The organism is uncultured Pseudoteredinibacter sp., assembly GCF_947502065.1.
Taxonomy (GTDB): domain Bacteria; phylum Pseudomonadota; class Gammaproteobacteria; order Pseudomonadales; family Cellvibrionaceae; genus Pseudoteredinibacter.
Genome location: NZ_CANMYE010000003.1, coordinates 17,885 through 31,360 on the forward strand (window position 1 = coordinate 17,885; position 13,476 = coordinate 31,360).

Genomic DNA, 13,476 nt, shown 5'->3' on the forward strand with positions numbered 1-13,476 from the left:
TACAGCTTTTTTGTGATAGATTTCACATTATTGCATTTAGGGCAAAAGCACCTATTTTTAATAATACATTGAGAATTTAGCACTAGTTCTGGTACCGCTGAGCACCTGAACTACGCGGGAGAAATGGGAATTATGGCAACTAAAGGATTGAGCAACTCAAGCCAAAAAGAACCGCAAGATCTTGATCTGGAAGAGTTTTCTTCGATTAACAAGATCGAGGAGCTGCTTGATCAAGGCGAAGCATTAGAAGATATTCTGAACCTTGATCCATCAGCCGCCGGCGCTCAAGGAGGAACAGGCTCAAGCCTGGCCAATGCTGTTCGCTTTACTTTAAGTGGACAAGAAGTTGTACCACTAGCCGGGTTTGAGACCCAAGCAGGTGAAGCGGTAACCTTTAATGCCCTAGATAACTCAAATAATAGTGATACTGAGGTTCTGGCCGAACTAAGCATTGAGATTCAGGACGGCTCTGACGGAGTTTTGAACCAACAAGAAGTGGCAGCGGTAATTATTAGCGGCTCAGCGTTGGGATATGAGGCCACTGCGGGTAGTTTGATTCAAATTTCTGTTAGCAACCAAAATGGTCAAACGGTTTCCGGTAGCGCCCTGCTCGAGGCAAACGGTAATTATCAAACGTCATTTGACCTCAGCGCTTTCAATGATGGCGACACCCTAACGGCAACAGCAACCCTGACGGATACCGCTGGCAATCAGCTCAATAGCGAAGACAATAGCCTAATTGACCTTGCGGTAAGCGGTACACTCAACGTAGTCATTAACGATGGCGGCGATGATATTATTAATGCCAGCGAACAAGCTCCTTTAACAATCAGCGGGCAGTTTCAAGGCTCCGAAAACATCGCCAATCAGCAAGTTATCCTACGAATTACGGATGAGGAAAATCATGTTATCAATACTACCGCGATACTCGAAGAAGATGGCAGTTACAGCATAGACGTTGACCTCACATCATTTACCGGAGAAGTAACTGCCCTCGCTACCGTTGTTGATACAGCCGGTAATACCTTAACGGCTACTGACAAGAGTTTTATTGATAGTGACGTTGCAGGTCTTGTAACTATAAACATTGATGACGGCGGTGATGAGTTATTGAGCGCTGATGAACTAGGCCGTGTTCGTCTACATGGCATAGTAGATAGCAACGAAATTCAAACTGGCGATACCGTCAAGCTGATCATTCGTGATGAGAGTTCAAATGAGCTAGAGCTTAACGCCACAGTCGATGCTTCTGGCCGCTATGAAGCATTTGTTAATCTAACAAGCTTTCGAAGTGGTGATGCAGTTTTGGCCACTGCGACAGTAATGGACAAGGCCGGTAATAGCTTAGATGCCAGTGATAATAGCCGCATTGATGCTCTCAATGAAGGTAGCATTTCCGTTGCCATTATTGATGGTGGTGATGGGCTAATTAATATTGCTGACGCTAGTAATACCAACATTATCGGCCAAGTAGAACGAGAGGCAGGCGCCAATAATTTCGTTCAACTTACCATTCAAGATCAGAGCGGTAACCAAATTCAAACTCAAGCCAACCTCAATGGCAGTGGGCAATTCAATCTTAATGTAGATTTAAGCTCGTTTAATCAAGGTGATACAGTAACAGTTATAGCGACAAACCTTGATTCTGCGGGCAATGCTATTAGCAGTAATGACACATCAATATTAGAACAGCTTATCGTCACACCCGCATTGCAAGCCAATGACGATAGCACTGAATTTCACGGTCAATTGATCACAGGAAATGTGCTGACCGGCCAAGGGGCTGACACTTTTAGTGGCCCTGTTAGAGTAAGCCAAATTTTGTATCGCGGCAGCCAAATTAGTTTAGAGAGCGCAGTAAGCAACCAAAACAGCACTACCAACAACGGCCAAACATATAACTATTCAGTGAGCGCAAGCGGCACCTTAACCTTAACGAATCAAGACGATCTAAGCCAATTGATATTTAATCGCGACGGCAGCTATCAGTTTCAGGCGGCCACTCAGAATATTGATAGCGATGAGCAAATTGGCTACACCATCAGTGACAGTTTTTCCCAGAGCAGTGACGCGACCCTCACCTTAATCGTACCCACAAGTGGGGCCAATATTATCGAAGGAACAAACTTAAGTAATGGCGACAATCTTTTTGGGCTCGACGGTAATGATCAGATCAGTGGCTTTGATGGGAACGATACCATCGACGGCGGTGGCGGCTGGGATACCCTATATGGTGGAGATGGGAATGACACTATTTTTGGCCAAACTGGATTCGACGAATTACATGGCGGCCAAGGTGATGACGTTTTAAATTCTGGAAACGGAAAAGATAAAAACTATGGTGGCCAGGGACACGACACCATCGACGGTGGTAGTTGGGATGACCTGATTGATGGCGGCGATGGCAACGATACCTTAATCGGTAACACAGGTATGGATATCATTCTAGGCGGCGACGGTAATGACAACATAGACGGCGGGCGTTGGGACGATAGCATATCAGGCGGCGATGGAGACGACATTATTCGCGGCGGGCGTGGTTTAGATGTTATGGATGGCGGCGCAGGTAACGATACTTTTGTATTTTCTCAAGCTGATAACTTAAGCAGTAGCAGTACAAATCAAGATACCATTTATAACTTTAATACTACCGAAGATGTGATCAATTTATCCGATCTTCTGGTTAACTACGATCCAACAGCTGGTGACGACATTACCGATTTCTTAGATATTCAATTTATCAGTACTGATCAGATGCTCCCCAATACCAACCACCTAAACTCCATCGAAGGAAATGTACGCCCAACTCTAGACAATGGCATCACCGATACCGTCATACGCATCGACATTGATGGTGACGGATCTTTTAATGGCAATACTCAGGAAATTGTACTCGTTGATCTCGATCTAAGTAGCCTGGCAAGTGGTGAAGCTGCTATTCTTCAGGCCTTAATCAATAATGGCATTATCACCTTTGATCCTTAAGTGTTGAGTTGCAAACTTTGTTTAGCCTAAAGATAATTTCAAGGCCCACATGCGCTTAAAGTGGGCCCTTTATAGCACTAAACACCTAGACCACTTAAAGTGGTATCTGCAATCTCCCACAACTCTTTTTCATTATGCACCTGCATAGATAAGGTATTGATACCTGTAGCTAAAGACTGTAAGCACAAGGCTAGCGCCCGGCTATTTTGGGTTGGGCTGATCAGGCCTTCTGACTTCGCACGCTCAACGCTTGCTTCAAGAGCACTTATGCTATTGTCAATTTTAGCCTGCAAGGATTTGGCAGTCTTTGGTGGCATTGCATAACTTTCGTTTAAGTTATTTATGATTAAGCAACCGCGATGCTGCTTGTCTTTCGCCCGTAGCTTACACAGCACTTTAAAACAACGCCGGATTGCTTGGGCCGCCGTTAAATTCTGATCGTCAAGCTCTAGCATTGGGTTATAGCTAAGATAAAGCGACATCACCTCCTCAAACAAGGCATCCAGCGAGCCAAAACTATGATAAAAGCTTGAGCGAGTAATACCCATCTGTTCACACAGAGGTTTAACCGACACAGCACAATAACCTTTACGCCAAAACTCATTCATGGCCAAGTCTAATGCCGCTTCGCGATCAAATTGCCTAGCCCGAGCCATAGTTACCACCGCTTAATTCATATTGCAGGTGATTATAGAAAAACCTTGTCAAATTTGCCTCTATTTTTCCCACATTGCTTTTGTTTTAATCCAATTGTACACACATGTACAATTAATGATATTGAATATTACAAACAGTTCAAATAGAGAGAGTCAGCATGGCAGAGTTTACTTTTCATACCACCGAAACAGACCATCCCAAACGCAAGGCACTGCTGGAAAAAGCTCAAGCTGGTTATGGCATGATTCCCAATATGATCGCGGGGCTTTCAGAATCACCCGCTGCGGCCGAAGCCTATATGGCGCTTTCAAAAGCTGTAGTCAAAGGTAGCCTCAGCAAAGAACAACAACATGTTATGTGGTTTACTGCCAACGCCGAGCACGGCTGCGAGTACTGCATGACAGGCCATACCGGCCTAGCCATGATGGATAATATAGACCCAGGAGTCATTGATTCGGCGAGAAATGTAACAAGTTACAAAGATTCCAAGCTAGAAGCTCTACGCCAATTTACGCTTATTATGATCCGCCAACGCGGCTGGGCTGATGATGATCAGGTACAGGCGTTTTTGGATGCAGGTTATAACAAAGAAAATATTATGGACGTCATCATTGGTATCGCCCATAAAACGATATCCAACTACGCCAACCACCTAATGCAAACCCCCTTGGATAAAGGCTCTGAGCCCTTAGCTTGGAAAAAGCCACAGGCATAGCATTCAAACAGGCAAAGCACGTCAATGCTTTGCCCTCTTGAGCTAATTCTAGGCTATACGAATTTTGCGAGGCAGGTAGAGTTAAAACGATCACTTAATGGTCAACAGTGAAAGGAATAAGGTCGTAGTTACCGGTATATGTTAGACTCTAGCGCCAGCTAATCGACCAATTTAGACCATGCCTCCATTATTTGAAGAAATTGATCATCAAATATCCCCTTTAGGAGATATCAGCCTACGCCGCCGGAAAATCCCTGCTCTAGGTGACCGGGATATCTACGAAGTAAAACTCAACGATGAGTTCCTAATGTCCAGCATGTTTGTCGATGCCGAAGAAGCCCTTGCAGATCTCGGTCTAGCGGCAAGCGGCAAACAACAACTTTCTGTCGTAGTTGGCGGGCTTGGTTTGGGCTACACCGCCGCCGCCGCTTTGCGTGATTCGCGGGTGAGCGAGCTACTGGTGGTTGATGCGATAGAAACCGTTATTGAATGGCACCAAAAAGAGCTCGTACCACTTGGTAAAGAACTCAATGCCGACCCGCGCAATCGCTATATTCTAGGCAGTTTTTTTGAGCTCGCCAGTGACCCCGCGCTGAACTTTGACCCAAATGATCATAGCAAAAAGTTCGATGCGATATTGCTTGATATCGATCATTCCCCAACAGAGTATTTAAACTCCGAAAATGCCAGTTTTTACAGCACGGAAAACCTAGCCAATATGGCGAAGAAACTACAGCCAGAAGGCGTATTCGCCATGTGGTCGCAAAACCTTCCCGAAGCCAGCTTCGAAGCTCTACTAAGAACGGTATTCCCAGAGGTCAATTCTCATATTGTCTCTTTTTACAATCCCTTTATGAACCAAGAGTCCACCAACTCCGTTTACGTTTGTAAGCTGGCCTAAATCATAGCCAGCTGATTTAGCACGAGGTACCCATGGAATATTCCATCAGTCAAAATGAACAACAGCAAATCGCCATAGATTTTTCCATGGGGCACGAAGCTTTAGGGCGCTGGTTTAATGATGAGCTTGGCAGCCACATCGAGAACATCAACAAGCTCCTAGAAACGGTGTTAAAAATTGAAGCGAAAGAAAGCCTGCAACATCAGCAGCAAGGCCGAGAATTTCGCCTTCTAATCAGTGATGATGAAGTAGAAATCTTGGCCAATAGTTTAGACATGGAAACTGAGTTACCTGAAAACACTGAACTCTATGAAAGCGAGCTTCGCTCAGCCTGTGGTTTAGCAGATTTTAAAGATGTTTTGCTGGAATGGCGGCATTTTATTAATACGCATGGTTCTAACTAGACTCGATGCACCTTTATCTTAACTAATGCTAGACTCGGCCAAAAGCCAAACAGTGGCCATTTGAGCGCCCTGTTTGGCTACTTAGGATTTAGATTATTGCTTTTTATCTGAATCTTGTGAAGAACTAATTTCCTTCATTAAGCGCTTGGCGTACTTATGATTGCCCGAGCCTTCATGGGTCCAGTTTGCCACAGACTCTGCTTTGGCATAGGCCTCGGATTTCTTTCCTGCCCATGCCAATGCCCTTGCAAAATTAAGTCTAATTTGCAGGTTAGCAGGCAGAAAGTACTCCGCCTCAGCCAACATATCTATTGCCTTCGCCGAGTCTTTACCCTCAATGAGATACAGCTTCCCATAGTAAAAATATACTGCTGGGGATTCCTTATCTTGCTTCCAAGCCTTCAACAAATAAGCCCTAGCAAGCGCGATCATATCTGGATCACGACTCCTAGTTGCTTGAAGGTAATCAACAATATTTCTGGCCTGCTGAATCAAATCTTCAAAATCACTCAGCTCTTCGGAAAAGTCATCCAGTGAGTATTCACTTAATTTTTCGCCATCTTTCCTATTTTTCCCGATAGATAGTTTCTTCTCTAAAAGCTTAACCTTTACCAATTGATCAGGGTTTTTTCCGGCTTCTTCCAACCACTTTCCAGCCAAATTATTTTTCGACGCCACTGCAAACTCAGACAAAACCATTGCTGCTTCAGCCTTTGGCATAGAGTGCATATTGACGCTAATCCCGTTTAGCAAAATAGCTTTATCGTACTGGATGGCTGTGGCTCTGCCTCTACGGAAATAGCTCTTTAGCCTTGCATTTAGGCGGCTAACCTTTATTGAAAAGGCACTTTCAAAAGCATCTATATTGTCGACACCCTGATTCTTCAATTTAAAGTACTTGCTTAGACTTTCAGAAAGCCGTCCTTTAAAATCAGGGTGATTATTTAAAAAGTGTACTAACAACCAAGCGTTCGCATAGAATTGAGAATACTTTTCATCTGACCACTGATCCATTTTTATTGGGTTGATTACACTTCGTACATTTAACCAATCGCCATATTGCAGGCTCGACAGCCTGTGTTCGGCAATTTGCCCCACCTGGAAATGCTTGTCAGTTGTTTTTACAGAAGCCAAGTATTCAGCAAAGCCCTCATCATACCAACGAGGATAACGTTGCTGGGAGTGATTCCTCAATAGAAAATGCACGTACTCATGATAGATAACGGTACTACCATCAAATCTTGGGCTATGGGAAACAAAAATTGTATTTTTATCAACTTCAGGCCGTATGTACCCTGCGATATTCCGAGAGATGTCTAATTCCGAAAGGTGCGACTTCTTTACTAAATAAATTTTGGTGGGGACTCTGGGCTTTGCCTGATGAATATTAGTAAGCGCCAAAGCAGCACGCCTAAATGCTTCAAGGTTTAATACAATCTCCCTCGACTTCTTTTCGCCCAAAGCGCTATACACCGTAAAGTGATTACTCTCAATACGGAGCCAATCCTCTTCTAGCAACTCAGCATTAACTGCCGTTGCAGAGATCAATGAAAGTCCCCAAAAAAATAAGGTAAAAAGCCCTACTTTAGATTTATTAAATAGCATGTAACTACTCCCTGCTTCCTTGTTTTACTACATATTCCAATTGTTAGGCAGATTTACTCTCTAAACTCAAGCAAATCACCAGGTTGGCAATCCAAAACCCGACAAATTTTTTCTAGTGTTTCAAGACGTATGGCCTTTGCCCTGCCCGTCTTAAGCACCGATAAGTTTTGCGGTGTAATCCCAATTTTTTCAGCCAGCTCTTTTGAGCTAACTTTGCGTTTAGCCAACATCACATCTAGATTTACCACTATAGGCATAGCTTTTGTTCCTATATGGTCAATTCATTTTCGGATCGTAATGCCGTGCCATAGCGCAGCAGCGCGTTGAATAAAGACAATGCCAATAAGCTAATCAGCACAGTTAGCGTGTAACCATCGAAGTTGAAATTTATCTTATCAATGCTCTTATACAGCATAGCAATTAAACCGTTCAATAAACCACCACCCAAAAAGTAAGCTGCGGCGGCATATAAGATCAGATTGGCAGACTTAATATTCTGTTCAACAAATATCAAGCCTTGTTTGAACTGCTTAAATAAGCTCAGCAAGGAAAAATAGGCCACTAGGCCACAAGTAAGATTAAACAAACTAATAATGCTTACTAGGTAATAATCTCTAGTCAACTCACCACTAATCGAATCGAAACTACTACATAATTGCGTATTGGAAGATCCCGATTCACTCGTAACCGTGCAATGCTTATATTGCCCTCCGCCATCATCAACCAAGACCAACTTCCCCAATGGCATACTCAAAAAGCTTAGATAGACAATGATGAGTAGCGGCAATAGCAAGCCCAATAAATACATCAGGCGAACCATCCACTTAGACAAGCCCTGAATTCTGTCTCGAATATTTACACTCTCTTCCATGTTGTACGCTCCAATACCGAATGAGCTGTTGCCAAGCAAGCTTCAAAAACAAAATAGCAACAACAGAGTAACTGGCAGCAAATATATTATCGCTTTACGATAACTTCAACACCCAAATCGATAATTCAATCCATAGCATTATATTCCCGTTTATTATAAGCTTATTCCATAATTGACATAAGAAAACAGGAGGAATAAGCTAGGTTCTACGCGTATATTAGGATCTTCAAATGTCTAGCACACTCAATTCCCCCCAGGTTCGCGGCTTTTTCGACCCAGATACCTATACCATCAGTTACCTGGTGAAAGACCCTGCAAGCAATGCCTGCGCCATCGTTGATTCAGTGTTGGATTACGATCCAGCCTCTGGCCGTAGCTCAACTCACAATGCCGATAGTTTAATTGCATTAGTTAAAGCGGAAGGTTTACAACTTGAATGGCTTTTAGAAACACATGTACACGCCGATCATTTATCGGCTGCGCCTTATCTTCAAAAACAGCTAGGCGGTAAAATCGCTATTGGCGAGCACATTACCCAAGTGCAAAATGTGTTTGGTGATTTATTCAATGCCGAGCCCGAGTTCAAGCGTGATGGCAAGGAGTTCGACCAGTTGTTTTCTGACGGAGATGAATTCACCATTGGAAAGCTAAACGCAAAAGTTATTCATACCCCAGGTCATACACCAGCTTGTGTTAGCTACTTGCTTGCAGATGCACTCTTTGTCGGCGATACACTCTTTATGCCCGATTACGGTACTGCGCGCTGTGACTTCCCAGGCGGAGATGCTCGCACTCTTTATCAATCCATTCAGAAACTGTTGCAACTCGATGGCAATACCCGCGTATTTCTCTGCCATGATTATCTTCCTGAAGGTCGCAGTGAATATCAATGGGAAAGCACCATTGCAGCCCAGCGAGACAATATTCACCTGGCCCAACAAAGTGAAGCCGAATTTGTCAGCATGCGCCAAAGCCGCGATGCGCAATTGGCGATGCCAAGGTTGATACTACCGTCGGTACAAATCAATATGCGCGCCGGCCATAAACCGCCCCCCGAGAGTAATGGCAAACGCTACCTCAAAATACCTTTGGATGCTCTATGAAGCAAAACAGCTGTAAACATCAATAGGGCCAACAAATGAACGCTAAATCTTTCTGGCCAAAACTCGTACCTTGGCGTAAAGACTATCGTAAAGCAGATCTTCCTGCCGATGCCCTTGCGGCCATTATCGTCACAATCTTATTGATCCCGCAAAGTTTGGCCTATGCGATGCTCGCTGGCTTACCAGCGCAAATGGGCTTATACGCTAGTATTTTACCCTTATTGGCCTATGCTATTTTTGGCAGCAGCCGAGTGTTAGCCGTCGGCCCAGTGGCAATTATTTCACTTTTAACGGCCAGTACCATTAGCCAATACGCTGGCGAGCAAGCCATTGCGGCCGCTTTGCTATTAGCGTTTCTGTCTGGTGCAGTATTACTCACAATGGGCCTGTTGCGCCTAGGTTGGCTAGCCAGCTTGCTCTCGCAACCGGTAATGTCAGGATTTATAACGGGCTCAGCACTACTGATTGCCATCAGTCAGTTAAAACATTTTTTAGCTATTCCCGTAAGCGGCCACAATTTACCAGAAATGTTTTCTACATTTTTACAAGCCAGCGATCAATTTAACGGTGTAGCGCTGCTCGTCGGCCTTTTAAGTTTAGGTTTATTGCTATTGTGCCGCCGATATTTTTCCACATTACTAAAGCACTTCGGGCTATCGACTGACACTGCCAATTTATTAGGTAAAGCTGGGCCCATTTTAGCGGTAGCACTCGCCATTCTAGGCGTTCAACTGTTTAAGCTTGATCAAGCGGGTCTTTCAATCGTGGGCCAAATTCCCGCTGGCTTACCCACGCTACAACTACCTGAAACCAACTGGCCATTGATTCAGGAGCTACTCCCAGCAGCCATAATGATCAGTTTGATAGGCTTTGTTGAATCGGTTTCTGTCGCTCAATCTTTAGCAGCGAAGCGTCGTCAACGTATTGAAGCCAACCAAGAGTTAATGGGCTTAGGTGCAGCCAATATTGCAGCAGCCTGCTCAACAGGATACCCAGTTACTGGGGGCTTTGCTCGTTCTGTTGTAAGTTACGAGGCAGGAGCTGTCAGCCCGATGGCAGGCGTTTTTACCGCCTTCGGCATTGCCATTACCACCTTGTTTTTAACGCCTATTTTCTTTTTTCTGCCCCATGCCACTCTCGCGGCCACTATCATCGTCGCTGTCAGCACCTTGATTGAATGGCGCTCCATCATAGACACATGGCGTTTTAGCAGGATTGATTTCGCAGCCCTGCTTTGCACTCTGCTATTTGTGTTACTGCAAGGTGTAGAGGCTGGCATTATGGCCGGTGTTGGAATTTCCCTAGCGTTACATCTTTGGAAGACATCCCGCCCTCACATTGCTGAGGTTGGTTTGGTACCAGGCACCCAGCACTTTCGCAATAAGGATCGACATAAAGTGATATGCAGCGGCGCTGTATTAAGCGCTCGTGTTGATGAAAGCCTCTACTTCGCCAATATCCGCTACTTAGAGGATGCGCTCTATGGAGAAGCCATTAGTCGCGAGGGTATCGAGCATGTGGTACTGATGTGTTCAGCAATAAACAGCATTGACTACTCCGCTTTAGAAGGGCTTGAATCTTTGAATGAGCGCTTACATCACGCTGGCATTCAGTTTCACTTATCCGAGGTTAAAGGCCCTGTGATGGACCAGCTCAAGCAGTCAAACTTTCTAAGCGATATCAGCGGCAAGGTGTTCTTAAGTCAGTACCAAGCCTTCAACCAGCTCTGTAATGAACTCGACGCCACACTCACTCCTAGAATATAAGCCCGCGCCAATTGCTCGGCGTAGAGACTTGAGGAACTAATTGCAGAAAAGAAGGCCCAACAACACTATCAATCATAGAGTGATAGTGCCGTGGGTCTGGGTAAGTGGATTTAGATAAGGATCTTTCAATAGCGATAGATAATCGCCATATAGGTGCTGACCTTGCTAGGCTAGGCTTCACTGTTCCCGAATATTTAGCCACTGCAGATCCAGATTTTTGCCCCCCGAAGAATCTCGTATCACCTTGGGATGGCGCCGCACTCGTCAGCAGCCTTGCGGCATTTGTTATTTTTATCAGCCTCGCCTTGTTGAGCCAGCCAGACTTTGAAACCACTGAAAAACATGCGACATTGAGCGTTAGATTGCAAGAAGCAAAGCCATCCGTCAAAAAGCCCGAGAAAGAAAAAAGTATAGCAGAGCAAGCATCGGAGGCCATGAGCACTGAGCTCGAAAAGATTCAGGATATTGAATCAGCGCCTTCCATAGAATCTCCTCAACACAAAGAAACCACAGAGGAAATTGAATCCAGTGTTAAGGCGACAACTCTTGACTACGATCTTATTCAATCAATTATCAAAGAAGAAGAACTGTATTTTGACGGCAGTATCAAGCAACATGAGAGCAAAAACACCGAAGCCCATAACACCGTATTCGATAACCGTTTAAGGCAGCAGCTTCACAGCGAGAAGTTGAGAGATTTTAACCGAAGACGTCAAAGCATAGACGTTGGCAATTACATCGATCAAAGCGGTGTTGAACATTTTAGCGATGGTAAAGGCAACTGCTTTAAGATTATAGATAATGCCGGAGAAACCATGTGGGTCAGAAAGGCCTGCCTTAAAATTCAAGAAAGGACCTTTGAGTTCGGCCGTTTAATTACCAAATAATTTGTTTCGCTATATGGTTTCTTAATTATTTGGTTACTTATTTAGCTAAGTACGTAGCAATGAAGAAAAGCGGGACCATAGGTCCCGCCTCGGGCAGGCAAACAATTACAGTTTATATCCCATCTCTTCATGCAATACGATGTCTAGACCTTCGACTTCTTCTTCATCGCTCACACGAATACCACCGGTTAGTTTGGATACGATCTTCAACAAAATAAAGCTAACAACAGCGGTATAGATAAAGGTCGCAGCAACGCCAACAAATTGCACCCAAACTTGGGCCACCATAGTTTCAATACCATCAGCATAACCCCAACCAGAGAACACTCCGAGTTCTTGTGAAGCAAACACACCGGCCAATAATGTACCAATAATGCCACCTACCCCGTGTACCGGGAAAACATCCAAGGAATCATCAATTAACAGCTTACGCTTGATCCATTGAGTAGCGTAAAAACACACGACACCCGCAACTAAACCAATAATAAGCGCACCGCCTGGCCCAACGAAGCCTGACGCCGGGGTAATGGTACCAAGACCGGCAACCATACCGGTTACAATACCGAGAACACTGGGTTTACCATGGCGCAGCCATTCGATAGTCATCCAAGCTAAGGAGCCAGCTGCAGCAGAAATGTGAGTTACTAGCATGGCCATCGCTGCATCGCCGTTAGCCGCCAAAGCAGAGCCGCCATTAAAACCAAACCAACCAACCCATAACATGCCTGCACCGGTCACTGTCATGGTGAGATTGTGAGGAGGCATTGGCGTACGTGGGTAGCCTCGACGATTACCAATCACCATCGCGGCTACTAAGGCACCAACACCCGCAGTAACATGTACCACCGTGCCGCCAGCAAAATCTAACAAGCCCATTTGCTGTAGCCAGCCACCACCCCACACCCAGTGACACACAGGTGCATAAACAAATATCAACCAAGCCGCACTAAATAGCAGCATCGAAGAAAACTTCATGCGTTCTGCGAAGGCACCCACAATCAATGCTGGCGTAATCACAGCGAAGGTCATTTGGAAAATAAAGAATAAAGGCTCTGGAATATCACCGCTGAGTGTTTGTGCATTAATGCCATACAAAAACGCTTTACTGAAGTCACCAATCCAGCTATTTCCCTCTGCAAAGGCGAGACTATAGCCAAACATCAGCCAGAGTATTGACGCAATGCAGGCGATCGCAAAGCACTGCATAAGAACAGACAAAACGTTTTTACTGCGGACCAAACCCGCGTAAAAAAGAGAAAGCCCTGGCAAAGTCATAAACAACACCAAGGCGGTAGCCGTTAAAATCCAAGCAGTATTCGCGCCGTTTAAGCCCTCAGCGTATACCGTATTGGGCAAGACTCCCCCGAGTAAAGCCAATGGTAAAAATCGTTTCATAAAGCACATCTCATTAATTGCTATGGTTGTTATAGGCCCTAAAAGCCACTTCACAGCTGTATTGCAGAAATCGTGCCTACACGACTAAATATTTTGAGATGCCTTGTGATAAAGCATATGCGGGGAGAGACGCACCAGTGAAGGGAATGATTAGCTTGGAGCAACGCACTAATAGATAGCAAAATAA

At 44.8% G+C, this 13,476-nt stretch carries 12 protein-coding genes; 7 read left to right on the forward strand and 5 right to left on the reverse strand.

Annotated features, from left to right (window positions below):
- The first annotated feature begins 132 nt into the window (after positions 1 to 132).
- Positions 133 to 2,985: a hypothetical protein gene (locus Q1A41_RS09780; RefSeq protein ID WP_299977896.1), complete on the forward strand. Its 2,853-nt coding sequence runs from the start codon at positions 133 to 135 to the stop codon at positions 2,983 to 2,985.
- A gap of 77 nt (positions 2,986 to 3,062) precedes the next feature.
- Here Q1A41_RS09780 and Q1A41_RS09785 read toward each other — a convergent pair whose 3' ends face one another.
- The gene (locus Q1A41_RS09785) at positions 3,063 to 3,641 is read right to left on the reverse strand and encodes a TetR/AcrR family transcriptional regulator (protein WP_299977899.1); all 579 of its coding nucleotides are present in this window, start codon (positions 3,639 to 3,641) and stop codon (positions 3,063 to 3,065) included.
- A 158-nt stretch (positions 3,642 to 3,799) separates the two neighbouring features.
- Between Q1A41_RS09785 and Q1A41_RS09790 the strand changes: the two genes are divergently transcribed.
- From Q1A41_RS09790 to Q1A41_RS09800, 3 genes are all read left to right on the forward strand, one after another.
- Positions 3,800 to 4,357, forward strand: a complete 558-nt coding sequence (locus Q1A41_RS09790) for a carboxymuconolactone decarboxylase family protein (protein WP_299977902.1) — start codon at positions 3,800 to 3,802, stop codon at positions 4,355 to 4,357.
- Positions 4,358 to 4,535: 178 nt separating this feature from the next.
- On the forward strand, positions 4,536 to 5,258 hold the full coding sequence (locus tag Q1A41_RS09795; RefSeq protein WP_299977905.1) for a spermidine synthase: 723 nt from the start codon (positions 4,536 to 4,538) through the stop codon (positions 5,256 to 5,258).
- 32 nt (positions 5,259 to 5,290) lie between these two features.
- A complete protein-coding gene (locus tag Q1A41_RS09800) occupies positions 5,291 to 5,662 on the forward strand; it encodes a YacL family protein (RefSeq protein WP_299977908.1) in 372 nt (123 codons plus the stop codon).
- Between the two features lie 93 nt (positions 5,663 to 5,755).
- Here the strand turns inward: Q1A41_RS09800 and Q1A41_RS09805 are convergent, their stop codons facing one another.
- The 3 genes from Q1A41_RS09805 to Q1A41_RS09815 are packed head-to-tail and all read right to left on the reverse strand — an operon-like array spanning position 5,756 to position 8,138.
- Positions 5,756 to 7,267 carry a DUF1570 domain-containing protein gene (locus Q1A41_RS09805; RefSeq protein WP_299977912.1) on the reverse strand — a complete coding sequence of 504 codons (1,512 nt, stop codon included), beginning with the start codon at positions 7,265 to 7,267 and terminating at the stop codon, positions 5,756 to 5,758.
- Between the two features lie 53 nt (positions 7,268 to 7,320).
- A complete protein-coding gene (locus Q1A41_RS09810) occupies positions 7,321 to 7,524 on the reverse strand; it encodes a helix-turn-helix transcriptional regulator (protein WP_299977915.1) in 204 nt (67 codons plus the stop codon).
- Positions 7,525 to 7,535: 11 nt separating this feature from the next.
- Positions 7,536 to 8,138 (reverse strand): DUF2975 domain-containing protein, encoded by a 603-nt coding sequence (locus Q1A41_RS09815; protein WP_299977917.1) that lies wholly within the window; start codon positions 8,136 to 8,138, stop codon positions 7,536 to 7,538.
- A gap of 230 nt (positions 8,139 to 8,368) precedes the next feature.
- On the opposite strand from Q1A41_RS09815, the gene Q1A41_RS09820 reads away from it, so the two are divergent.
- The 3 genes from Q1A41_RS09820 to Q1A41_RS09830 all read left to right on the forward strand — a co-directional run bounded on the left by Q1A41_RS09820 (position 8,369) and on the right by Q1A41_RS09830 (position 11,894).
- Positions 8,369 to 9,241: an MBL fold metallo-hydrolase gene (locus tag Q1A41_RS09820; protein WP_299977920.1), complete on the forward strand. Its 873-nt coding sequence runs from the start codon at positions 8,369 to 8,371 to the stop codon at positions 9,239 to 9,241.
- A gap of 35 nt (positions 9,242 to 9,276) precedes the next feature.
- A complete protein-coding gene (gene sulP / locus Q1A41_RS09825; RefSeq protein ID WP_299977923.1) occupies positions 9,277 to 11,007 on the forward strand; it encodes a sulfate permease in 1,731 nt (576 codons plus the stop codon).
- Between the two features lie 104 nt (positions 11,008 to 11,111).
- Positions 11,112 to 11,894, forward strand: coding sequence for a hypothetical protein (locus Q1A41_RS09830; protein ID WP_299977926.1), 783 nt, complete (start codon positions 11,112 to 11,114; stop codon positions 11,892 to 11,894).
- Between the two features lie 105 nt (positions 11,895 to 11,999).
- On the opposite strand, the gene Q1A41_RS09835 is transcribed toward Q1A41_RS09830, so the two are convergent.
- Positions 12,000 to 13,289, reverse strand: a complete 1,290-nt coding sequence (locus Q1A41_RS09835; protein WP_299977929.1) for an ammonium transporter — start codon at positions 13,287 to 13,289, stop codon at positions 12,000 to 12,002.
- Between the last annotated feature and the right edge of the window lie 187 nt (positions 13,290 to 13,476).